We start from the raw sequence: 24,974 nt of genomic DNA, 5'->3' as shown, positions 1-24,974 counted from the left end.
CGGGGTGAATTGCCATGAACAAAAAGTCATTAATTAAATTTTTCAAAAATCCTCTCAATGTTATAGGTGTCTTAATAGTCTTTGCCATGATATTCACCGCAGTGATGGCACCATGGATAGCCAAGGCTGATCCTGTGGCTATATTCATGTCCAATAAACTTCTTTCACCAGGCCCCGGCCATATCCTGGGGACCGATGAGATGGGAAGAGACATCTTCAGCAGAATCGTTTACGGTGCCAGGATATCTTTACAGGTCGGTATAGAAGTCGTGGCATCTGCCGTATTGATCGGTGTGACGCTGGGAGGTATCAGCGGATATTTTGGAGGGTGGATAGATGAGATGATAATGAGGATAACCGACATGTTCCTGTCGTTCCCATCCCTGATCCTTGCTATGGCTGTTGCAGCTGCTTTGGGGCCGACACTCACCAATGCGGTACTGGCGGTAAGCCTCACATGGTGGCCGTGGTACACCAGGCTGGTAAGGGGCCAAGTACTGGCGCTCAGACAGTTTGAATACGTAGAAGCTGCCAGGGCTTTAGGCAACAGGGATATGAAGATAATCTTTAAGCACATACTTCCCAACTGCATCTCACCTATCATAGTTCAGGCCACGATGGACATAGGATTTGCTATACAGCTCACAGCAGGGCTTAGCTTTATAGGTCTTGGGGCTCAGCCCCCAACTCCCGAGTGGGGTGCCATGATTTCTACCGGCCGGCAGTATCTCCTGAGCCACTGGTGGTATCCCACTTTTCCAGGCATCGCGATATTGATCACTGTCCTTGGTTTCAATCTACTGGGGGATGGCTTGAGAGACTTTTTAGATCCTAAAATGCGAAGGGCAGAATAATTACTATGTCAGGCACTCTTTAGTTATTTCTATATTAAAGGGTTGTTGGCGGTTGAAATGGTAATTTAATAAAAAAAGCTGACATAATTTTGACATTTATTAAAGCATGATGTTATTATTATTAACAGCTAATATGAAAATGTTAGCTTTTACAGTTTAATTTAACACAAATCAACCAAATTTCAAACATGTAAGGCATAAGATTTAAAACAATAATAATAAAAATAATAAAGAAAGAGAGGGAAATTTATGTTTAAAAAATGTTTAACTCTGGTGGTGCTTCTTTTTGTAGCTTTGATGCTGTTTGGCTGTGGGAGTCAGCAGACATCGCAGCAGGGTTCGAGCGCTAACAGTCAGGGTGAAAGTAAATCCGGAACAAAGACCTTTAACGGCGAAATCAAAGTGGGCTTGATAATGCCACTCACCGGTTCGGAAGCCACTTACGGCAAAGACATGGAAAATGCTATGATTATGGCGGCGGACGAAATCAATAACTCCGGTGGAGTTTTAGGCAAAAAAATTGTTACCATTTCGGCTGATGACGCCGCTGATCCGCAGCAGGCGTCGGCTGCAGCTAATAAGCTTGTTTCTTCGGGTGTGATGGCCGTTGTGGGTTCTTATGCTTCTGGAGCCACCTTGCCTACACTGGCTATATTCGGAGATGCTAACATCCCTCATATCATTACCGTTGCTAATTCTACAAAACTGATAAAGGAAAAACGCGGCAATGCTATTATGATCAATGGCACAGGGCTTCACCAGGGGGATAAAGCTGTTGAATTGTTCCGAGATATCTGGAAAATTGATACTATAGTAATAGTTCACGAAGGCGACGGTTATTCCGAAGATTTGGCAAACATAACTAAACAGAAATGGGAAGAAGCCGGGCATAAGGTTCTGGGTATAGAAGTGGTAAATAAAGGCGAACAGGATTATTCTTCCATTGTAACAAGTATAAAATCCAAGAATCCAGACGCTGTTTATTGGACTGCTTATTATGCAGATGGTGCTCTTTTAATAAAACAGCTGCGTCAGGGCGGTTATAAGGGCAAAATCGCCGTGGGCGATGGTTCCAATTCGCCAAAGCTGATGGAAATTGCAGGAAGCGCTGCCAATGGCGTGGTATGCACTTCTAATCCCATGGCCGAGTACCTGCCTGCCGCCAAAGACTTTATACAAAAGTACAAATCCCGTTACAACCAGGATCCTGGCCCCTATTCCTCACTATCTTATGACGGAGTTTATCTGTTGAAGGATGCTATTGAAAGAGCGGGGTCTACCGACAAAGACGCAGTTATAAAAGCATTAAAAGAGACCAAAGGATTTAAAGGCATTTCGGGTGAAGTGACAATGACCGATGACGGCACTCTTGCGAAGAGCAATTTTGTTCTCCTGGAGGCGAAAGACGGCAAATGGAATCTTATACAATAGTGCAAAAACTTCAATTTTAAAGGAGTTTTTTGAGGAGTTATACTTCGGTCAAACGAATATTATATTTGACCGGGGTATAATTCCTCTATTTTAATCAGGATTAGACTTTTCGAAAGGATGATGAATTTTCGATGCTAAATATTGTCATTCAGCAAATGATCAATGGACTTATGCTGGGTTCAGTATACAGCCTGGTAGCTCTTGGATATTCAATGGTTTATGGAATAATTAAATTATTAAATTTTGCTCATGGGGATATTTATATGACAGGGGCGTTTGTGGGGCTGGCTGTGCTATCTGCTGTATCAGGTACAGTTGGCGCTGGTTGGGCAGGTATCATGCTGGCCATGATTATAAGCATGCTTATAGTGGGCCTGCTGGGGGTTCTGATTCAACGCATTGCTTACCAGCCGATGCTGAGTGCTCCGCGCCTTTCTATACTAATCACGGCGTTGGGTGTTTCCCTTATACTGTATAATACCGTAATGGTGGTTACTAACGGCGAATTCAAAGCATTTACCACAGATCTAGGCTTCGAAGGAGTGAAGTTGGGCAGCATTCACATAAGTTATACACAAATAGTAATTGTTCTTGCCACAGCTGTACTGATGATAGGACTGCACATTTTTATTTCAAGGACCATGTATGGGAAAGCTATGAGGGCTATTGCGCTTGACCAGGATGCCTGCCGGTTAATGGGAATCAATGTAAAGAAAATAATAGCACTCACATTTTTTATCGGTTCGGCTCTGGCAGCTGCGGCAGGAATCATGGCTGGAGTTTATTACGGCAGCATCCACTTTTTTATGGGTTTTATAATCGGATTAAAAGCTTTTACGGCTGCAGTTATAGGCGGGATAGGAAGCATACCTGGGGCAATGGTTGGAGGGCTGATTCTGGGATTGCTGGAAGCGGCCGGGACTCAGTTACCTTTTGTTGGTTCTGAATGGAAAGATGTTTTCGCTTTTGCAATTTTGATATTATTACTGGTGTTTAGACCTACGGGTATTTTAGGCAAAACTGAAATTGAGAGGATGTAGAGCAATTATGGTCATAAAAAATCTGAACACAATGGCCGAGAAAACATCGATGGATAACAAGACGGTTTGTTGGTTTGATAGAGCATATAAAGCGTTTGAAGACATAAGGGTCAGGACGGGCTTATATGTTTTTTTGATAATAATATCCTTGTTGTTGCCATTTGTTGCCAGTAATTATATTTTGGAGATTTTAACCAATGCCTTTTTTTACATGATATTATGTCTTGGACTGAATATTGTCGTTGGCTTTGCAGGCCTGCTGGACCTTGGGTATGCCGCATTTTTCGCGGTAGGCGCATATACCACGGGAATCCTAACAACGCATCTTGGCATTAATTTTTGGCTGACCATTCCTTTTAGCGTATTGTTTTCAGCTTTAGCCGGCATTATTATAGGAGGACCTACTCTGAGGTTGAGAAGCGACTATTTAGCTATTGTGACACTGGGTTTTGGCGAAATTATAAGGATTGCGGCCAGAAACTTAAAGATAACGGGTGGTGCCAGCGGGCTTGTTGGAATAGAGAGACCGATTTTTTTTGGCATGAAGCTTTATCAGAATAACCATTTTTACTATATATTTTTAACCCTGGTATTCCTTGCGGTGTTTGTATCCTATAGATTACACAATTCCAGACTGGGGCGTGCCTGGGAATATATTCGCGAAGATGAAGATGCTGCAGAAGCGATGGGAATCGATCGTGTGAAATTTAAACTTTATGCATATATAACCGGAGCTATATTTGCCGGAATAGCGGGTTCTTTTTATGCCGTAAAAATGACTTCTATTTCGCCTGAAACATTTCAATTTACACAATCAGTCAATATACTGGCGGCCGTGGTACTTGGTGGAATGGGAAAAATTTCCGGAGTTATTGTGGGAGCATTTCTTCTTGTTATGTTTCCTGAAATATTCAGGAGTATCGGAAATATGAGAATGCTGGTTTTTGGTATAGTGTTACTAATAATCATGATTTTCCGACCTCAAGGGATATGGCCTGAAAAAAGCAACTAAAAATTTTATAAGGAGCGAATATAAGCATGGCGATTTTGGAGGTAAATAATCTTGATTCTGGTGTAAAAACCCCCGATTTTCCCATCCAAAATTAACCAAATACAACTTTAAAAATAAAAATTAGCGAAAACACAATAAAAACTACCAAATTATCATGATTTATGGTATAATATATAGGGACAAAGCCAAATACGAACAATGGTAACCTAAAATCATGATAAATGAGGTGTAAAAATGTTCAGGGAAAATACCAACCACCTACAAGACTCTTTGTTCGAGAGCACAAACTGGATGAATCCCAGAATTAAAGCTAAGTTGGATAAATCATGGGCTCCCATATTCTATAAATACGTATTCTGCAAAATAGATGAAAAACCCTTCGCAGTGCTATACAGCGATACCGGAAGACCAAACTTCCCCGTGAACATAGCCTTATCCCTGGAATACATAAAACACCTAAAAAACTACTCCGATGATGAACTAATCGACAACTTCTACTTCAACTACCTGGTAAACTATGCAGTAGGAATCCGGGTCCTGGGAGAAATAAATCTGGCAGAAAAAACCCTATATGATTTCAGAGCAAGAGTATATCGCTATCTGGTACAACACCCTGAACAGGAAGATTTAATCTTTGCCTCCTTTCTAAACCTTACAAAAAACTTTATCAAAGAAGCCGGCATATCCACCGAAGAACAGCGCATGGACTCCACCATGTTCATGTCAAACATCAAGAAAGCCGGAAGAATAGCATTAGCCTTTGACGTTTTGGAAAGGGCAGTAAAATCAGTACCTGAAGACATTCTTACACCAAACCTCAAAGAAGTCTTAAAACCCGAATTTAAAACAGACATAATCTACAGAGCAAAACCATCGGAAAATGAAAGCAAACTGGATATGCTCTTAAATCTATGCTTTGATATAAAGAACATCATAGAAAAAGCTCCTGAAATAAAAGATCCCGATACCTTGAGGATACTCACAAGATTCATATCAGAGCAATCCGTATTTGATGAACAAAAAAACAAACTCAAAGCCAAAGACAATAAAGAAATTCCTACCAACTCCCTGCAGTCGGCCTATGATGAAGATGCCACATACAGGAAAAAGGGAGACAAAGCCCAAAGCGGATACACACTAACCATTACAGAAACCTGTTCAAAGAACAATCCATTTCAGATGATCACAGACTACAAGACAGATCAAAACATCAAAAGCGATGCAGAAATAGGTCAGGAAAGAATACCCGTTATCAAAGAAAACACCGACTGCAAACACCTTTATTTTGATGGAGGATACTACTGTCCTGAAGTAATCGAAAAAGGTAAAGAAAACGAAATTGAACTTCACTTCACCAACCTCAACGGCAAAAAACCTCAAAAGACATTATCCATAACACAGTTTGAAATAGATGAATCCACCAACATAATAACAAAATGTCCTGAAGGCATGGCCCCTATCCACACTGGCATCACCAAAGGTCAGACAGTAGCTCATTTTGCCTTGAATATATGCGATGCATGTAAACATAGACAAGACTGTTACTGCAAAAAGCAGAAGAAAGATTATGTAGTCCGTATAAATCTAAAAGCCATAGAAACAGCAAGACAGCGTCAAAAAATCGAAGAATGCCGCAAAGAAAACACCAGCATGAGAGCAGCCATAGAAGGGACCAACTCGGCATTAAAGCGTGGACACCAGCTTGGCAAACTCAGAGTAAGAGGCTTTGTAAAATGTAACATGGTTGTAGGATTTAAGATATTAGCCCACAACTTCAAGAGGTTTGCAAATTACATGATAGAGCAGACCAAAAAACTCATGCCTCAAGATATAGGGATAAGTCTGCCTATTTTAAGCCAATAAATGGTAAAAGGTCCCGGAAAGGGTAGTAAAATACCGGATATTAGATGTGAATATAGATGTGAATATAGCAAAAATTATTCTCGAAGCTAAAATATTTTCCAGTTTATACCTTATGAAGTTTTCAAGGTTCGGATAAAGGGGTATAAAAACAGGATTTTTACACTGGAATCAATCTTACTTTAAGATTTGGAGGATTAACGGCTGTCAACAATCTGAGCTTTGAAATAGAGGAACATTCTATTACCAGCCTGATAGGACCGAATGGGGCCGGCAAGACATCGATTTTTAACTGCTTGACGGGTTTTTACAGGGCAAACGAGGGAGATATTGTGTTTTTGGGAAAAAGCATCAAAAAAATGAAGCCTTTTAAAATAACTGAATTAGGTATGGCAAGAACATTTCAGAATTTAAGACTTTTTAAATACATGACGGTTTTGGAAAATGTAATGGCCGGCATGCACTGTCGAAGCAGTTCAGGGATTGTCAGTTCAATCCTACGGTTGCCGAGCCAGAAACAAGAAGAACAAAGAATTAAAGATGTTAGTGAAAAATGCCTCGACTTTGTAGGAATTCTGGATAAAAAGGATCGAATCGCAAAAAATCTAGCCTATGGAGACCAGAGGCGGGTGGAACTGGCCAGAGCTCTTGCAACACAGCCCAAACTGCTTTTACTGGATGAACCAGGAGCCGGCTTAAATCATGATGAAAAGATGCAGTTGATAGCTCTTATGCAGAAAATCCGTGAAAAATTAGGTATTACGATTATATTGATTGAACATGATATGGGGCTGGTTATGAAAGTTTCCGAAAAAATCATCGTGCTGAATTATGGCCAAAAAATAGCCGAAGGGACCGCAGAAGAAGTTCAGAATAATCAAAGAGTTATAGAAGCATATCTCGGCAAAGAGGAGGAAGCAGTATGAATGATATCTTGCTCAGGCTCAAGAATGTTGAAACGTATTATGGCAAGATTCATGCTCTACGCGGTATCAACCTTGAAGTGCGCCGGGGGCAGATTGTTACGCTGCTAGGTTCCAATGGGGCTGGCAAGAGCACGACTTTAAAGACCATTTCCGGTTTAGTACAGGCTTTTGCCGGAACCATCGAATTTATGGGGCAAGATATAACACGAGAAATGCCCCACATAATTGTTGAAATGGGATTAATACATGTACCAGAAGGAAGACGGATTTTCAGAGACCTGACAGTAGAAGAAAACCTTGAACTTGGCTCGTTTACTTTAAAGGATAATAAAAAACGCAAAGAAAGATTAGAGCATGTTTATGAACTTTTTCCGATTTTGAAACAGCGAAAAAGGCAATACGGGGGAACTCTGTCAGGCGGAGAGCAGCAAATGCTGGCCATCGGCAGGGCGATGATGGTTACACCTAAACTTTTATTGCTGGATGAGCCTTCTATGGGTCTTGCACCGATTATTGTACAGGAAATAATGAAAATCATAAAGAGACTTAACCAGGAGGGTATAACTATACTTCTTGTGGAACAGAATGCCAAAATGGCGTTAAAGCTCGCCGATTATGGATATGTTCTGGAAACCGGCAAAATAGTAATGGAAAATTATGGTTATGAATTAAAAAAAGATGAAAGCATTGTCAAGGCCTACCTGGGGAGCTGATATAAAAGGTATGAGGACTTTTAAGGAGATGACAGGCATGAAAACCATTGAAATTAAAACTACAGAAAGGACCGAAATGGTGAATATAACCCGGGAAATAGAAAGGGCGGTAAGAGAAGCAGGGGTTCGGGACGGGCTTTGCCATGTCTTTGTGCCCCATACAACGGCGGGAATCACCATCAATGAAAATGCAGATGAAGACGTAAAGTCGGATATTATTATGGGGCTTAGCAAAATTGTACCGTATAGTGATGGGTACAAGCACATAGAAGGAAATTCCGATGCTCATATTAAGGCTACGCTTACGGGAAGCTCGGTTACGGTGGCCGTCGAGGATGGGCGCCTGGTGCTGGGCACCTGGCAGGCCATATATTTTTGTGAATTCGACGGGCCGAGAAGGAGAAAAGCTCATGTAAAAATTATAAACTGCGGGTGATAATGTGCTGGAAAGATGCATCGAAGTTTTGAAAAAGGGAAAGAGAATTATATACATAGTTCCTTCCCGGGAACTGGCGGACCACATCCGGCAGGAGTTTATGGCAGGCTTAGGCGGGCTCATAAACGCCGATGTCATAGTGATCGATGAGCTGGAAGTATCTTGCGCCAGGGAGTTTCTGGGGGGAAGGAGGATCTTGTCTGAAGATGTCGCTGTCGTGGTATTAAAAGAAGTGATGGAGGAACTGGCGCAGAAGGGGAAGCTTCATTTTTACGATAAGGTTTACGGCAGATACGGGTTTCTGAGAGGATTGATACAAGCTATAAAAAAGATAAAAAGGCAGAACCTTTCCTACGAGGAACTTTTAAGAAAAGCGCAGGATACATGTGAAGAGATGCTGATAAAGAAAGCGGAAAACCTGGTGGCCATATATGAAGCTTATAACAGTAAACTCAGACGGCTTGGATTTGCGGACCAGGAGGATGTGGCCCGCATAGCCGTAGAAAATTCCGGAAGATGTACATATCTGGACGATGTGGAATTAATAGCGGTGGATGGTTATATAAATCTTGACAGGATAGATGCCGAGCTTTTAAAAAGCATTGTGGAAAGCCGGCATATAAAGGTAATAGGCCATGTTCCCATGAATACGCCTTTTATCGATAGGTTCATTGAAAGCGAGGTATACAAGGATTTTGAGGAAATCGGAGCGGAAATTGTAATGTATGATTTTGCACGGGATTGCAAATTTAAACGGGCGGCGGCATGCCTTTTTACCGGCGATAGGCTGCCGGCTCCGGCAAAGGGAATCAAGGTTCTGAACGCCCCCTGCCTGGAAGATGAAGTGAGGCAGGCGGCAAAACTCATCAAATCTCTGCTTTATGAGAAGAAAACGATTCCTGAAAATATTGCGGTAATCACCGGCGATTCCGGAGACTACCGGGAATATATAGCACGAATTTTCGAAGAAATGAATCTTGACACAAATCTGGGAAGGTACATGAAACTTTCGTCCGTACCTTTGATAAGAGACCTTTTCATCCTGTTTTCCGCAGGGGAAGAAGCGACTGAAAGCGGGTTAAATATGGCTTCGCCTTATTTGTCAGGCAATGCCGGCGCAGATTTTAAAAAAATCAATGAAAAATTGTGCGATATTCATTCTGTTGATAAGATCCGGTACTATGCTGTGGAGCTTATAAATATAATCGATGAACTGAAGATCAAGCAAAAACTGAATGATATGTATAAAAACGGGGATATTTCCTCCGACATATTCGTGAGGGACCTGAAAGCATATATTTCGCTGCTGGAAATATTGATGAGAATGGAGCGGGAGTATGCAGACTTTGATATTCAAATTGAATTTGGAGATTTTCTGGAATTTTTAAAGCGGCACATACAGGAGGCGACGATTTCACAAAAAGGCGGCAATCCGGCAGGAATAAAGATATTAAACCCAGACCTTTTAAAAGGGACAGCGTACGACTACGTGTTTTTTCTGGGCCTCAACGAAGGGGTTTTTCCGGCTGCGCCCCCAAAGGGCGGGTTCTTCACATCCCATGAAAAAGAACTTCTGGCAGGGCGGAGGGTAAATCTTGAAAGCCCGGGATGGGAGCTTGCAAGGGAAAAGATAAGGTTTATTTTGAGCGTAGCATCGGCCAGAGAAGGCCTTTTTTTAAGTTACAGGACCGCCGGTGAGGATGGAAGTTACCTCATAAAGTCGCCTTTTCTGGAAGAACTCATTTTCGCGGCAAGACTGGATGAGTCTCCTTACGCCATCACAGATTCAAGGAGCATGAGGCAAAGGTTTTCCACGGATTATGATGATATCTGGAGCCTGAGGGAAGCTGTCGAAAAGGCGATAATCTGCATGCCTGCAGAAATCGCTGGCGAAGAGGATTTGGGAACCTTTCAAGAAAACGCTGATGGAGCAATAAAAGCGAATTCGTCAGAAGGTGAAATCCTTTATGATAATCTAAAGAACAGGGTTGAATGGCTTTGCGCTATAGATACGGCGCATTTTGCCCAAGAAAAGATAGGAAGAGTAGGGCCGGAATGGGTCCGCAAATTCGGCGAGGATTATTTTTTCAGTCCATCCCAGCTAAATAGTTTTGTTTATTGCCCTTTCAGGTTTTTTGTTGAAAGGGTGCTGCAAGTTGCGGTAGAGGACGATGAAGATGTAATACGCGCCAGGGATAAAGGCAAGCTTTATCATGATATTTTGAAAAGATATTATGAAGGTTATAAAGAAGTTATGGTTTTTAATGAGGAGAGGCTGGATGAAAAAGCCAGTGAAGCCTTCGACGCTGCGGGATTGAAGGATGAAAATATAGCGGCTTCTGTGTTTAAAGATGAAATAATAAAGGTATTGAGAGGTTTTTTAATCAAGGACTCCGCTTTTCTTTCGGGTTATTTCAATGCTACAGGGAAATTGCTCAAACCGTATTATTTTGAAAAATCCTTTTACGACGAGGAGTTATTTGAAGATATTAAGTTTTATGCCCGGGTGGACAGGGTGGACCTGGAGTTTGAAAATAGCCGCCCCACCGGTAGGTTTTTAATAATGGACTATAAAACGAAAAGCGGCAGGAACCTAAGAGACTGCCTTGAGGACAGAGACTTTCAGTTGGTCATGTACTATCATCTCGTAAAAAGGGCTCTCAGGGAGGATTTAAATCTGCCGGATCCAGAATGTATATCGCTTCTCTATTGCGATTTAGAAAACTGCAGGTATGAAGGTATTATAGTGGAGGAAGAAAGAAAATCCCTAGGTAAAAACAGGGGAAGCATAGATACGATTTCCCGAGACAATTTTGAATTCGTGATGGACTATTTTAAGGACCTTGCGGCGCATTTGATTCATGACATTAAAAACGGGAATTTTGCGCCGCCCGAAAGGTGTCCTTTTGTAAATACTTATTCCGGCCACCGGTGCAAATACCGGAGCATATGCAGGTACGACGTCGCAAAATTATCGGGTAAAAAGAGGTGATAATCGTGGATGTCTGTAAAATCATGGAGGAGTACGATGTAAATGAGGAACAGGCCAGAGCTCTGGATATAGATAAAAATATTGCCCTTCATGCGGGGGCGGGTTCAGGGAAGACCAGGGTGCTTTCCCGCAGGTTTTTGAGATTGGCGCTCGAGAAAGATGCGGACATTCAAAGCATAGTGGCCATCACTTTTACAAATAAGGCAGCCCTGGAGATGAGAGAAAGGATCAGAAGCTTAATAAACGAGAAGATTCTAAAGGCGAAGGACCCGCAACAATTGCAGAAATTAAAAAGATTAAGGGAAGAGATACAGAGGGCGAACATCGGCACATTTCACAGCTTCTGCGACAGAATCCTGAGGGAAAACTGCCATGTGGTGGGCCTGGACCCAATGTACAGGATAATCGAAGATGTGGATAGGGAGACTTTGCTTTCCAAAATCATAAGGAAAGAAATCAACAAAATTATTACTGAACGCATCTTGGATGAAGAATTCAAAAAGCTCTTCGAATTGTACGGAACGGATTATTACTATAAGGAAGGGCTGATGAAGGATGTAAAACATCTTTACGATAAGATGCGGGAAAAGGCCCTGAGCATAGATGAACTGAGGCAGCATACTATGGGCAATATTGCGCGGTTTTATAAAGAAAACAATATGGAATGTTTCGAAGAAGCCTGCATGCTGGAAGAAGTCCAGTTGTTCATAGTGACCATACTGGAAAAAATCGACGAAAGTTTTAAAAAATATAAACTGGAAAAAGGTCTGGTGGATTTCAACGACCTGGAGATTTTCACTGTAAAGTTACTGGAAAACGGGCATCTGCGGGAGCATTACCGGCGGCGCTTCAAGTACTTTCTGGTGGACGAATTCCAGGATACCAATCGGGTCCAGAAGAAAATCCTTTATTATCTGCTCGAGGAAAATGACGGAAGGATATTCCCGGGCCGCTTGTTCATTGTCGGGGATGTGAAGCAGGCCATCTACGGCTTCAGGGGAGCGGATTATGAGGTTTTTAATTCTGTCACGGAAAAGATAATTGAAAACGGGGAAAAGAGGGAACTTTCTACGTGTTACAGGAGCCATCCGGATATTGTGAATATGGTGAACAGGATATTTTCTAACCTGTTTTCAAATTTCGAGCCCTTAAAGAATGTCGAGGGTTATGAAGGCAGTGCCGGAGTGGAGTTTTCACTTCTGGAAAGAAAAAAGGAGGGCGATGGCCTGTGGAAAAGCGGCAAAGGCGTCCTGAAGAATGGAAACAGGCAGGAGGTGAAAAAATTTCTGGACGAGCTTCTGGGGAAAGGCAAGGATGAAAGGCAAGAGGATGTTGCCGGGACGATGGAGGCGGAAAAGCTCGCTTTAAAGGTAAAAGAACTTGTAGATGAAGGTTATGAATATAAGGATATGGCTGTTTTGCTGAGGAACAGGACAAATCTTTCGCAATTTGAAGAGGCTTTGAGAAAGCATGGTATCCCCTACTGCGTCATTGGCGGCATCGGCTTTTTTGAAAAGCGGGAAATAGTAGATATTATGAACATATTGAAATGCGTATATAACCCCGATGATAAAGCGGCGATGCTTGGAGCTTTGAGGTCGCCTTATATAGGCGTTTCCGACGACTTGCTTTTTGAAGTGTTCGACCATTTTTTTGATGAGGATGTATCAAAAGAATCTTCAAAGAGATTTGATAAACCGGCCGCGCTGGGGCTTTTAAAAGAGATGAGGCAAAGGGCCAGATACTATAATATATCGGATTTTGTCAATCTCATAACCGACAGGTTTCATATAAAGGAAATCATGCTGTCATTTGAAAATGGAGCCGCCATGTACCGGAATATGGAAAAGTTTATCGGCATCGCGCGTGAGTTTGATGAAAAGGATATTTATTCTCCTTCGGATTTTTTTGACTATATTCAAAGTATGAAAGAGGTATCCGCAAAGGAAGCGGAAGCGGTCCTTGACACCGAAGACAGTAATGCGGTTAAGATCATGACCATACATGCGGCGAAAGGCCTGGAATTTGAAGCGGTTTTGATTCCTGAAATAGGCAGGGATGTTATATACAATACCAGAAAAAGCAAACCATGTTTCCTGTTCCATGACGGGTTTGGAGTCATAGCGCGATTCGATGAAAAAATTGCCGATATAAAGGGCGCCGAAAACAGATTATATGATTTTGTGCGCGAAAAGTTCATGGAAAAAGAGCTGGAGGAAGCTGTGAGAATGCTGTATGTGGCAGCCACCAGGGCCAGAAGATACCTGTGCTTTTCAGGGGAAAATGTAGAACTTAAGGATGATGATAAACTCGACTGTTTCGTAAAAATGTTGAAAATGGCATTAAATGAAGAAGTAATTGTGTCGGAAGGCGTTGGTAACGAGGAAAGGTTGGAAAATGAAGATATAATTTATAAAGAATACATATGCGGGAATGATGATGTGACCGGAATTTCTGAGGGAGATTTCAGCGGCAAAGCCCATGAAAATAACGGTAGAAATCATTTGAATGCTTCAGCTCGCGGAATGATTGAAAGTATTTTTAAGAAAATAGAATTTGTTCCGGAATATAAAATCAAATCTTCCTTCAGCATAAGCAGGTATTTTACTTTTACAGGCTGCCCAAGAAAATTCTTTTACATATATAAAGCAGGGCTCAAAGGCACTCATTTTGAAAGCGATATTGAATTGAAGGCCGGAACAGATGATTTGATTTTCGCTTCTTCACAGGGCGTTTACCGGGGTGCGACGAAAGGCAAATTGATTCACGAAATTCTTGAAAAAGTAAAGGAAAATAAAAGCGATATGGAAGATGCAATAAGAGGATATATAGGGAAATGCTTTGCTGATAATGATATCCGGGAGATAAAGCGATTGATACAAAATTACGTTGTTGCCGAATCGGAATACGAAAAAACAGTTGTCGGGAGGAAAATCAAAACCGATCGGGAGAAGGCGTTTGCGGTGCCGCTTTTGGCTGGCGGAGGCAAGGTGGTTTATGGAATAATTGACAGGATAGACATTTATGATAGCGGAGGCACTCCGGAAGCATATCTAATAGATTACAAGACCAACAGGATTAAAAGTAGCGATGACATGGAAATATTGCTGGCTCACTACAAACCGCAGTTTATTCTCTACAGGCTGGGATTTGAAAAGCTCTACACAAAGATATACGAAAATATTAAGTTAAAAGGCATGTTCCTGTTTTTTCTGGATGTTGCAAAAGCAGTACCGGTTTGGTTTGATTGGGGCGAAAGCGCCGAATTTATAAGCCGTTTGAGCTCAATCATTGATTATATTGAAAGCCACAATGACATGGAAGATTACCAGTGCTGTCAACCTTGCGAGTATATGTGCGAATTCGCATCTCTATGCAAATAGAGTGTCTTGTTTAAAATTAATAACAAAACATAAAGTTCGATACTTTATAAAGTTTTCTAAATTAATAAGCAGGAGTTTTACAAAATTTGTCTAATTTTATACAGAAAGGAGGGAAATATTTTGATAAAAACTCTATTAAAATTAAGGATTTATTCTTTACTTATATTTATAATTTCTTTTGTAGCGCTTGTTGCAGTCAAAATTTTTAAATTGCCGGAATACGTTTTTGAAATTATTTCATGTCTTGGCCTTTTGGCGTCAATGATTTTGCTGTATTTACTGACGGAATCAATTATTCGGTTTGACGCCTATGTAAGAAAATCAATAGAGTCTGCTGCAGAGGATGATGCAGACAAAAAGGGCTTGTTCGTACTTGCCGGACTGGCGGGGACCATGAAAGGTTTTATTGACATGGTCAAAGGAATAAAACGTGAATTGAAGATAGTGTCCGAACAGGCTGTGTACTTATCCGATCGGCTCTCCCGGAGTGTGCAAGATGTAGACAGTTCTTACAACCAGATAGTGGAATCGATACAGAGTGTGGCGGGAGGGGCTGAGCACCAGGCTGCCCTGTCGGTGGAGTCGAAAGAACAGCTGTCGGATTTGCTGGAAAAATCCAAAAGCACCCTTGTCAGAGCACGCAAGACCGGAGAGGGATTCAAAGCTTTCCTGGATGTTTTGAATAATTCTTCCGAAACTTTAAAACTTCTTATGGAAAATATCATCGAAAGCGGCAGACATAGCGAAGCTCTGGCCGAAGATATCGGCGAGCTTACTGAAAAAAGCAAAAAGATTGGCGATATAACAATTTCCGTGGAGAACGTGGCGGAACAGACCAATTTGCTGGCTTTGAACGCCGCCATTGAAGCTGCTCGAGCGGGGGAATACGGTCGGGGGTTTGCTGTGGTGGCCCAGGAGATCAGGAAACTGGCTGAGGAATCAAAAGTGCTGGCAAAAAACATTGGAGAAATTCTCGGGGAAATGGTGGAAGGTATCAATAGAAATCTTGAGAATACCAGGAAGAATTTACAGCGATCCAGAAACGACGTTTCCCATGCTCGACAAACCCAGACTTTTCTTGAAAATGTTTTTAAAACCGCCCATGAAGTGGAAAAGGAATTGGCCGAAATAGAGCAAAATGCATCCGGCCAGGCTCAAGAAGTTACAAAGATAGTGGATTCTTTCAACGATATAGTTAAGGTAACGGAGGAAACCTCGGCAGCTTCCCAGGAAGTGGCGGCGGCCAGCGAACAACAAAAAGCGGCCCTAGAAGAACTTTCGCGCATGGCGGTATATCTCAAAAATACGCAGACCCGTTTGAACGAAATAATCAGGAGTTTCGGAAACGATGTCATGCTTGCTGATGATAAGAAAAGAGCGATTGAAACCCTTCTCGATGTTTTGCGGAAAAAAGCTCTATCAAAAGAGATTACATCAATGGATAAGAATGAACACAGGAAAGTGTTTGAAAAGCTTCAGGCAAATCATCCGGAGTTTCAAATCCTTTATTCCGCCGCCAACGGCAAGCTGTTCTATATAACCCGGCAGGTGGATATCGAGGACATTTCATTCCGGCCCTGGTACAGTGAAGCAATTAAAGGAAATTGTTATGTTTCGGATCCTTACATACCGGTTGGAACCGATGATACCTGTGTTACCGTATCGGTCCCCATTAAAAATGAAAAAGGAGATATAGTGGGAGTCCTTGCAACGGATATAAAAATAAAAGATATCTAACTGTAACAGGAAAGGCGCATTATGCGCCTTTCCTTATCCTGCTTTCTTTTCGGTTTTTAAGTCGACTGAAGCATCTTTGCTTTCGGTTTTATTACCCGCTTTTTCGCCGATGCTTTCCACTTTTGAATGGGCTTTTTCATCTTTATGGACATAATCTGTGATATGAAAACCGGAACCTTTAAAGACCAGGCCTACATTGGGGCTTATAAGTCTGTGTACGGGGCCTCCGCAGGTGGGGCATACGTGCAGGGGGCTGTCTTTTATGGACTGCTCTTTTTCAAAATCGCCGCATTTTTTGCATCTGTATTCATAGGTCGGCACGATTATCCCTCCGTTTTCATAAATCTTTAATATGAACAAAATCGTATACAACTTTTTATATACAACTTTTCCCGCATTTTGTCAAGGTCCGCCGGAGTCTATTGTGTTTTGTTAGAAAACAATATTTATAAAAAGTATTGTTTGTGGTAAAATGAGATTTGTTGCATGTATATCAAGATTATATTCGAGATAGGAGAGGATGTGCTTGACCGGCCAGATACATAAATTCAGGATATTTGACAAAAACATAGTTCTTGATGTCAACAGCGGTTCGATATTTGAGATAGATGATATTGTTTACGATGTGCTGGATTATTATGATAAGTTTGACGAAGATTATATAATAAAACAACTTGATGGCAAATATTCAAGAACCGCCATTCTGGAAGCCCTGACGGAAATAGAAAAACTGAAGACAGACCACCTTATATACACCGAGGCGGATTTTTCTTCTGCCATAGACCAGATTAGGAGCAGGCGGCATGTAAAGGCACTGTGCCTGAATGTAGCCCATAACTGCAACCTGCGGTGCAAGTATTGTTTTGCGGCCAAGGGGGATTATCACGGCAGGAGAGAGTTGATGTCAAAAGAAGTGGGCAGGAATGCCGTGGATTTTCTGGTGGAGCATTCGGGAAACCTCAAGAACCTGGAGATAGATTTTTTCGGCGGAGAACCGCTGATGGCGCTGGATACGGTAAAAGAAGTGGTTTCATATGCGAAAAATATTGAGGGAAAAACCGGCAAAAAGTTTCATTTTACCATTACCACCAATGCAATGCTTTTAAACGATGGAACAATTGATTACCTGCATCAAAATATGGACAATATCGTTCTTAGTCTGGACGGGCGAAAAGAGGTAAACGATCGTATAAGGGTCAGGGCTGATGGCACGGGGTCATATGATATGATTGTTCCCAACATTAAAAAAATGGTGGCATTGAGAGAAAAAGAGCATAAAGAATACTATGTGAGGGGTACCTTTACCAACAAAAACCTGGATTTTTCCGAAGATGTTTTTCATATGGCGGATATGGGATTTAAGCAAATTTCGATAGAACCGGTAGTGGGAAAAGAGGGAGATTTTCTGCTGAAAGAAGCCGATGTACAGGTTGTATATGACCAGTATGAAAAAATAGCTCAGGAGTATTTGCGAAGGAAAAGTTCTGGGGAAAATCCTTTCAGATTTTATCATTTCAATGTGAACATATATCATGGCCCGTGTGTGTACAAAAGGCTCTCGGCCTGCGGCGCCGGCAGGGAATACCTGGCGGTGACTCCGAGCGGAGACATATATCCGTGCCATCAGTTCGCAGGCATGGAAGATTTTATTATGGGCAATGTTTTTGAGAAAAAATTGAATGAAAGCATTGTGGAAAGGTTTAAAAATACCCATGTGTTCGCAAAACCAGAATGTTCCGGTTGCTGGGCCAGGTTTTTCTGCAGCGGAGGATGCGATGCCAACAATTACCAGATAAACGGAGATATGAATGTGCCCTATGACGTGACATGCAAACTGCAAAAAAAGAGAATCGAAATTGCAATATATCTTGAGATCGTGAGTCAGTGAGTGAGGGGAGGTTTGTGAGTCAGGGGACGGTTCCTTGACTCACTAGTGAGTCAAGGAACCGTCCCCTGACTCACAACACTCATCCCCTGATTCACCAAATATGGAGGATGAATGTATGCAAAATTTTTTTGTGCCACTTATATTGATTTCCATGGGACATTTTTTTATCGATTTTTACGGCAATATTTTACCCGGTTTGATGCCTGCCATAGCAAAAAACCTGGGTTTATCCATGACTTTATCGGGGCTGCTCTTTACTATGTTATCCATTACTTCATCATGGCTGCAGCCGGTTTTTGGATACCTGGGAGGGAGATTTAACGGATCGACAGTTCCGGCGATATCGGTGATGATTTCGGCCGTCTTTATGGCTATGGTCGGGATGGCAAACAGCTACATATTTCTGCTGATAGTGGTTACCATCGCAGGGGTCGGATCTTCGCTGTATCATCCCTTGAGCTCGGTTTTAATCACTAATCTGACGCCGAAAAATCAGGGTTTTATTATGGCTCTGTACATTACGGCCGGCACCGTGGGCATGACCCTGGCCCCCATCTCGGCTACTCTATTGAAGAATGCCTTTGGATTAAAAGGTGTCCTGCTCCTGGGATTGCCTGGTATAACTGCGGGTATAATAATGTTGATTAATAAAAATCGGTTGCAGGGCTCGGACAGCTTTAAAACCGCACGCAGTTCAAATACGGGGTTTTATCAAAACCATATTAAATACCTGATTCTATTGGTGATTGTGGTGGGATTCAGGACATGGACATTGAGCACTTTTACAATGTATACCAGTATGTTATTTGTATCAAGGGGACTTTCGGAGACCACGAGTTCAGGTATCCTTTCGCTTTTTCTATTTTTTCAAAGCATTGGAGGCATAACCGGCGGTTTTGTGTCCGATCGTATTGGAATTAAAAGGACTCTCATATATTCCTCAATTTTATCCATTATTTGCCTTATCGGATTCTTCAGTTTCAACGGTCCGGTATCCGTTGTATGTTTGCTGCTTGGCGGGGCTTTGATTCACTCAGCTTTTCCTGGCTCGGTGGTTTTGGCTCAGAGGTTGTATCCTCAAAATCCGAGCATGGCCACGGGTCTTATGCAGGGTTTTACTTTTGGCATGGGAGGGCTGGGAGGCCTTTTTACGGGAATTCTTTCCGATGCGCTGGGCGGAAATCTTTACATGGCGATGATGAATACCATTGCTTTTCTTGGGGTATCTCTGGCCGCCAGCCTGATGGTTCCAAATCCTGGAGAAAAGAAGATAAGGGGCGCAAAAGAAATTGGTGTTATTTGATTTTATAAAGGGGTGTTGACATGAGAGGTTCAAAGTATTTGAATTTATTGAAAGAAGCCTGGATGGCTTTAAAATACGTGCTGGATCCCGCTGTGCCCGTCAGTGAAAAGATGTGGGTCATTGTTTCGCTGCTGTATCTCATTTCTCCGGTGGATTTTATACCCGATCCTATTTTTGGAATAGGAATTTTGGATGATTTAGTCGTCATTTTATTGATGCTTTCTTTTATGGCGGACAAACTGAAAAAATACGCTGAAACCAAAAATGTATCTAACCGTGCTCAAAGGCAAACAGACGAGCGGGATATCATCGATGTGGAATATGAAGTGCTCGATAATGAAAAAGATAAATAATGCGGAAGTCGATAAAGCCTCCCATTTTGCCGGAAAAAATCGCGTCTTCAAGAGGTAAAATTTGTTGATTTTAATTGCAATAGCGGCTATAATTAAATATAGTCGAAAAAAAGGGGGATGTAAAGATTGAACATCAAGATAAAGTTAATAACCAGAACGGCATTATTGCTGGCATTGACCATAGCCTTCCAGAGCTTGAAGTTCGGCCAGTTTTTTACAGGGCCGCTTGTAAATGCGGTTCTTCTAATCTCGGCATGCGCCGTCGGATGGCCTGCGGGGATAATCATTGGTGCCGCCACACCATGGATTGCGCTGCTTGTCGGTATTTTAAAACCTGTACTTGCGCCCGCAGTCCCGTTTATAATGATTGGGAATGCCCTGCTGGTAGTAGTATTTTATTTTTTGAAGCCTTTTAATTCGTACATCGCAGTTCTGGCGTCAGCCTTTATAAAATTCGCAGCTTTATATATTGCTACAAGATACCTTCTCCATTTGAATCCGGCGGTTTCTTCCGCACTCCAGTTTCCGCAGCTGATTACTGCAATTGTCGGCGGCCTTTTGGCCTTAATAGTAATTTCAGCCTTAAATTCTTTTGGAGTTGCTCCAAAACTGGGCAAAATACAAAAGAAAATACAAAAATTATAAGCTGACAAGCTCTTACAGTTTATGACAAATATTTCAAAATATGGCGGGAAATAGTTATAATATAGGAAATTTTAACGGAAAAAACAGGATAATAGAATTTTATGGCTATAATGGGATAAACTCGTCATCAGTTAATTTGAATTTACTTTTTTGCTGTGGTAAAATCTCCTACGTTGATTCGTTAATAATTAGGAGAGTTGTTCTAAATGTTAAGAAGTTTATCCCATGAGATTTATAATCTGAAGATAGAGCTTTATAAAACTCTGGACCTGGAGGAGAATCTCAACAGCCAGAAAGCATATCTTCTGAGCCTTAAACTTGACAAGCTTATATATGAGTATTATTGTTTTATTAAAAAGGCGCAAAAAAAAGTAAAAGCCCATATGAATTATTAATTTGTTGCCGCTATTTCACCTGAAGAATAAAAGTCCTTGTAAAAACAGGGACTTTTTTTAAAAAAGCTTTTATCTATAAGCATTTAAACAGCGGTAGCTTTTTTGAAATGCGTTACTGAAAGCCCTACGTTAAGGTATATTTTTGCTTTCCTACGCATTTTAAAACATTTTTGACATACCCAATCGACTAATATATAATTCATATTAGAATAAGAAAAGGGGTGTGCTATATGCTTTATCAAATTGATGATGTGGAAAAACTTTCCCGTAGCGAGATAAGAAAATTGTATTCCGAATATGTTAACCCGGGGCTTGCTTCCATGCTAAGCCTTTTAAATTTTGATAAGAATTTTGTAAAGGCTGAAGGCTGTTATGTATGGGACAGTGAGGGCAAAAAGTATATAGACTTTCTGGGGGCATACGGCGCATTGAATCTGGGCCATAATCCTCCGGAGGTACTTAATGCACTTTCCAGAGTCAGTTCAAGGCCGAATTTACTTCAAGCATCATTGAGTACATATGCAGCGGTTCTGGGTCACAACCTTTCTCAGGTGGCTCCTTCGGGTCTAAAGCACAGCTTTTTTTGCAACAGTGGAGCCGAGGCCGTGGAGGGTGCCTTGAAAACGGCCCGGGCAGCAACTGGAAAGCACAATATCATATCGTGCGAGGGTTCTTTTCATGGAAAGACCATGGGGGCCCTTTCAGCTACCGGTCGGAAAAAATATCAGACACCGTTTTCGCCCCTTATTCCGGGATTTGAGACGGTGGAGTATGGCCGCATCGACGCTTTGGAAGATAAATTAAAAGCAAAAAATGTGGCGGCATTCATAGTGGAACCCATCCAGGGGGAAGGCGGGATAATAGTGCCGCCGAAAGGTTATTTGAGAAGCGCCCGGGAACTATGCAGCCGGTATGAAACTCTACTGATAGTGGATGAGATACAGACCGGTTTTGGCCGCACCGGCAGGATGTTTGCATGTGAGGAAGAAGGAGTGACTCCGGATATAATGTGCGTAGCAAAATCTATCGGAGGCGGAGTCATGCCGATGGGGGCTTTTATAACCACCCCGGTTGTATGGGAGAAGGCTTTCGGCGGCATGGAAAAATGTCTTTTGCACACATCAACCTTTGGCGGCAATACAATGGCATGTGCAGCGGGTATAGCCGCCATTTCCGCCATTGTTGAAAAAAAGCTGCCGGAACGAGCACAAAAAATGGGAGAGTATATGATTCAAGGCTTAAAGACCTTGAAAGACCGATACAGCATCATTAAAGAAGTGCGAGGCCGGGGGCTCATGGTAGGCATAGAATTCCAAACACTGGAAAAAGGGCTGCTAAACAGGATTACGGGCGGGGCAGTTAGCAAATTTTACCAGGAGTTTGCGGGAGCCATGGTGGCCGGCGAACTTTTAAACAGCCACCGGATCATTACGGCTTACACCCTCAACAATCCCAATGTGATAAGGATGGAACCGCCTCTTATTGTCACAGAACAGGATATAGATTATATGTTGAATGCGCTGGAGGACATACTATCTAAAAACCGCGACCTGCTTAAACTTACCTTCAGCACTGTAAAAACTGCGGCAGGTTCACTTTTCTCAAGATAGGTGAAGATCATGTCGTTTTACACGCGTTACAGGAATATCCGGCGAGTTCGGGAGATTGCCAATGTTTTTATAAAACATGGATTTGGTTTAGTGATGGACCGCATCGGAATTTTCGAATATCTTCCTCTTAAAAAAAGGGAGACTTCGACGAATTCCAGTAAAATCCCCGTCGCGGTAAGAGTAAGGCAGGTTCTGGAAGAACTCGGGCCCACATTTATAAAACTCGGGCAGATGCTCAGCACTCGCAAGGATATTATCCCTGGCGATATTTTGAGGGAATTGGAAAAGTTGCAGGACGAGGTAAAACCTTTCAGCACCGAGGAAGCCAGGAAAATTGTGTCGGAAGAACTGGCAAGCCCTCTGGAAGAGGTCTTTGATGCTTTCTCCGAAGAACCGATAGCTTCGGCTTCCATCGGTCAGGTGTATAAGGCAAGGCTCGTCACTGGAGAAGATGTAATAGTAAAGGTTAAAAGACCGCATATAGAGGAAATCGTGACCGAAGACCTGGAGATAATATTTGATCTGGCGGATTTTCTGGAACACAGATTTGAGTGGGCAAGGATGTACGGCCTCGTGGAACTGGTAGAAGAATTTTCCGATTCTCTGATAAAGGAAATGGATTTTGCCAGAGAAGGAAGGAATGCCGAACGCTTCAGGAAATACTTTGAGGGTTCAAGAGAGGTATACATTCCCGAGGTATTCTGGAAGTTTACCACTTCTCGGGTGCTGACTCAGGAGTATATTTCTGGAATAAAGATATCGGATATAGAGACTCTGAAGCAGGCGCAAATAAGCGCCGAAAAAGTTGCCGGAAACCTTGCGAGCTGCTATCTAAAGCAGATAGTAAAGTTCGGATTTTTTCACGCGGATCCGCATCCGGGCAACATAATTGTATTAAATGACGGGAAAATCGGCTTGCTGGATTTCGGCATGGTGGGCACGCTCAGGGAAGAATTGAAACAGATGGGTATGCGTTTGATGGTCGCAGTGACCGGAAAAGATGCGGATAAAATATGTGAAGTCCTGCTGGATATGGGAATTGCCCGGAAAATGGTCAACCGGGAAGACTTGAGAAGCGATATTGAATATCTCATGTCAAAATATTATGATGTGCCTTTTGAGGAAATAAGCATTGGTGAAATAATGACTCAAATGCTGGAAATGGCCCGTAAATATCAGATTAAAGTGCCGTCGGAACTGGCATTGCTGGCAAAGACTCTTATAACATTGGAAGGGATTTTGGCGACACTTGCACCAGACCTGAGCATTGTTGAAATGGCCGAACCCTACGTCAAAGAAGTCATAAGGCAGAACTATTCAATCAAAGGAATAACGGCGGGACTTTATAATTCTCTCAATAAAATCAGAGACTATGGATGGGGTTTGCCGCGGCATTCTTTGAAGATTCTGGAGATGATTGAACGGGGAGAAATACAATTGATATTAAAGCATGAAAAACTGGACCGGTTGATAAGCCGCCTGGATATAATCAGCAACCGCCTGGCTTTCAGCATAATCGTTGCAAGCCTTATCATGGGGTCGTCATTAATGGCTGACCAGAGCCGCCGTCTATTTTTGAAAATACCTGTAGCAGAATTGGGGTTCGTCATAGCGGGTTTCATGGGATTCTGGCTGCTTATTTCCATTATGAGATCGGGCAGGTTTTAGATAAACAGTCTTCATGCAGGTATATTATGTTTTGCCTGTTGCTGAAAAACTTCAGGATTTTGACAGGGCTTTTAGTCCTGATTTTTTTGCCGCATTTTAAGCAATAATAACCCGGGATGTCCATAAGACCGTCAAATGTCTCCACCGGTAGATCACCGTACTTTCTCCAGCTTTTCCATCCGGTTTTACATAATTTCTTTCTTGCGTCATAATCAGCATAGACCCACCGCAGCAGCTTGTGGAAATGGAAGGGATATTTTGTGTATAATACATAGTTTTTGGGAAGGCCGAGAGATACGGCATAATCGGCAAAGGCTTTTTCAACTTTATCCTGAAGGACTCCCTGTATTTTGACATTTTTCCAAATGAAGTTATTTTGTTTGAAGTAATCTCTCAGGGCATCAAAGATGTAACCCTGACAGACTTCTACGGGTTCATCTCCGGGAATAGAATATTTTTGAAGAAAGTTTAATACTATATTGATTACTTGTTGCTGGTAGAGTTTTTTTTTAAAATTTTCCAGAGTATAGAATTCTAAAGGAATATAATCGAAATTAATTATGTTTTTTTTATCATAATAAAGACCTATGCAGGTGCCGCCGATAAGACTGCCGCTGCCGGCGTCATCTATCTGAATCAATCGGACCATCTCGCTTTTTTGACAACCTGTAAGTTATTATAGCTAAAAAAACAAAAAAGCATTATAAAAAAAACCATATCCATACCGG

General features: G+C 42.0%; 20 protein-coding genes. 18 read left to right on the top strand and 2 right to left on the bottom strand.

Going from position 1 to position 24,974, the window contains the following annotated elements:
* Window positions 1-14: 14 nt before the first annotated feature.
* The 11 genes from nikC (at window position 15) to AC6I1H_RS01275 (ending at window position 16,384) form a co-directional block, all read left to right on the top strand.
* Complete coding sequence (gene nikC / locus AC6I1H_RS01325) at window positions 15-854, top strand: nickel transporter permease (protein ID WP_497739264.1); 840 nt, start codon at window positions 15-17, stop codon at window positions 852-854.
* A gap of 249 nt (window positions 855-1,103) precedes the next feature.
* Complete coding sequence (locus AC6I1H_RS01320; protein ID WP_497739263.1) at window positions 1,104-2,285, top strand: branched-chain amino acid ABC transporter substrate-binding protein; 1,182 nt, start codon at window positions 1,104-1,106, stop codon at window positions 2,283-2,285.
* Window positions 2,286-2,416: 131 nt separating this feature from the next.
* Window positions 2,417-3,325, top strand: coding sequence for a branched-chain amino acid ABC transporter permease (locus AC6I1H_RS01315; protein ID WP_497739262.1), 909 nt, complete (start codon window positions 2,417-2,419; stop codon window positions 3,323-3,325).
* 7 nt (window positions 3,326-3,332) lie between these two features.
* Window positions 3,333-4,337: a branched-chain amino acid ABC transporter permease gene (locus AC6I1H_RS01310; RefSeq protein WP_497739261.1), complete on the top strand. Its 1,005-nt coding sequence runs from the start codon at window positions 3,333-3,335 to the stop codon at window positions 4,335-4,337.
* 234 nt (window positions 4,338-4,571) lie between these two features.
* Complete coding sequence (locus tag AC6I1H_RS01305) at window positions 4,572-6,200, top strand: transposase (RefSeq protein WP_497739260.1); 1,629 nt, start codon at window positions 4,572-4,574, stop codon at window positions 6,198-6,200.
* A gap of 167 nt (window positions 6,201-6,367) precedes the next feature.
* A complete protein-coding gene (locus AC6I1H_RS01300; protein ID WP_497740887.1) occupies window positions 6,368-7,123 on the top strand; it encodes an ABC transporter ATP-binding protein in 756 nt (251 codons plus the stop codon).
* Window positions 7,120-7,836: an ABC transporter ATP-binding protein gene (locus AC6I1H_RS01295; protein ID WP_497739259.1), complete on the top strand. Its 717-nt coding sequence runs from the start codon at window positions 7,120-7,122 to the stop codon at window positions 7,834-7,836. The genes AC6I1H_RS01300 and AC6I1H_RS01295 overlap by 4 nt, the downstream gene beginning before the upstream one ends.
* Before the next feature lie 37 nt (window positions 7,837-7,873).
* Window positions 7,874-8,272 (top strand): secondary thiamine-phosphate synthase enzyme YjbQ, encoded by a 399-nt coding sequence (locus AC6I1H_RS01290; RefSeq protein ID WP_497739258.1) that lies wholly within the window; start codon window positions 7,874-7,876, stop codon window positions 8,270-8,272.
* Window positions 8,273-8,276: 4 nt separating this feature from the next.
* Window positions 8,277-11,264, top strand: a complete 2,988-nt coding sequence (locus AC6I1H_RS01285; RefSeq protein ID WP_497739257.1) for a PD-(D/E)XK nuclease family protein — start codon at window positions 8,277-8,279, stop codon at window positions 11,262-11,264.
* Between the two features lie 5 nt (window positions 11,265-11,269).
* Window positions 11,270-14,647 carry a UvrD-helicase domain-containing protein gene (locus AC6I1H_RS01280; RefSeq protein ID WP_497739256.1) on the top strand — a complete coding sequence of 1,126 codons (3,378 nt, stop codon included), beginning with the start codon at window positions 11,270-11,272 and terminating at the stop codon, window positions 14,645-14,647.
* 120 nt (window positions 14,648-14,767) lie between these two features.
* Window positions 14,768-16,384: a methyl-accepting chemotaxis protein gene (locus AC6I1H_RS01275; protein ID WP_497739255.1), complete on the top strand. Its 1,617-nt coding sequence runs from the start codon at window positions 14,768-14,770 to the stop codon at window positions 16,382-16,384.
* 33 nt (window positions 16,385-16,417) lie between these two features.
* On the opposite strand, the gene AC6I1H_RS01270 is transcribed toward AC6I1H_RS01275, so the two are convergent.
* Window positions 16,418-16,705 carry an FmdB family zinc ribbon protein gene (locus tag AC6I1H_RS01270; RefSeq protein ID WP_497739254.1) on the bottom strand — a complete coding sequence of 96 codons (288 nt, stop codon included), beginning with the start codon at window positions 16,703-16,705 and terminating at the stop codon, window positions 16,418-16,420.
* Window positions 16,706-16,904: 199 nt separating this feature from the next.
* On the opposite strand from AC6I1H_RS01270, the gene scfB reads away from it, so the two are divergent.
* The 7 genes from scfB (at window position 16,905) to AC6I1H_RS01235 (ending at window position 24,246) form a co-directional block, all read left to right on the top strand.
* Window positions 16,905-18,272: a thioether cross-link-forming SCIFF peptide maturase gene (scfB, locus tag AC6I1H_RS01265; RefSeq protein WP_497739253.1), complete on the top strand. Its 1,368-nt coding sequence runs from the start codon at window positions 16,905-16,907 to the stop codon at window positions 18,270-18,272.
* A gap of 115 nt (window positions 18,273-18,387) precedes the next feature.
* On the top strand, window positions 18,388-19,575 hold the full coding sequence (locus AC6I1H_RS01260; protein WP_497739252.1) for an MFS transporter: 1,188 nt from the start codon (window positions 18,388-18,390) through the stop codon (window positions 19,573-19,575).
* A 20-nt stretch (window positions 19,576-19,595) separates the two neighbouring features.
* On the top strand, window positions 19,596-19,928 hold the full coding sequence (locus AC6I1H_RS01255; RefSeq protein ID WP_497739251.1) for a YkvA family protein: 333 nt from the start codon (window positions 19,596-19,598) through the stop codon (window positions 19,926-19,928).
* 126 nt (window positions 19,929-20,054) lie between these two features.
* Window positions 20,055-20,573 (top strand): ECF transporter S component, encoded by a 519-nt coding sequence (locus AC6I1H_RS01250; protein ID WP_497739250.1) that lies wholly within the window; start codon window positions 20,055-20,057, stop codon window positions 20,571-20,573.
* A 206-nt stretch (window positions 20,574-20,779) separates the two neighbouring features.
* Entirely contained in the window at window positions 20,780-20,968 is a 189-nt protein-coding gene (locus AC6I1H_RS01245; RefSeq protein WP_497739249.1) for a Spo0E family sporulation regulatory protein-aspartic acid phosphatase, read from the top strand.
* 230 nt (window positions 20,969-21,198) lie between these two features.
* Window positions 21,199-22,578, top strand: coding sequence for an aspartate aminotransferase family protein (locus AC6I1H_RS01240; protein ID WP_497739248.1), 1,380 nt, complete (start codon window positions 21,199-21,201; stop codon window positions 22,576-22,578).
* 9 nt (window positions 22,579-22,587) lie between these two features.
* Window positions 22,588-24,246: an ABC1 kinase family protein gene (locus AC6I1H_RS01235; RefSeq protein ID WP_497739247.1), complete on the top strand. Its 1,659-nt coding sequence runs from the start codon at window positions 22,588-22,590 to the stop codon at window positions 24,244-24,246.
* Here AC6I1H_RS01235 and AC6I1H_RS01230 read toward each other — a convergent pair.
* Window positions 24,224-24,886 carry a hypothetical protein gene (locus AC6I1H_RS01230; protein WP_497739246.1) on the bottom strand — a complete coding sequence of 221 codons (663 nt, stop codon included), beginning with the start codon at window positions 24,884-24,886 and terminating at the stop codon, window positions 24,224-24,226. The two genes, AC6I1H_RS01235 and AC6I1H_RS01230, sit on opposite strands and share 23 nt — an antisense overlap.
* Between the last annotated feature and the right edge of the window lie 88 nt (window positions 24,887-24,974).

The sequence above is a fragment of the Biomaibacter sp. TOL genome (genome assembly GCF_059717795.1).
Note: the sequence above shows the minus strand (reverse complement) of the source record. Positions and strands in the feature narration are given on the sequence as shown.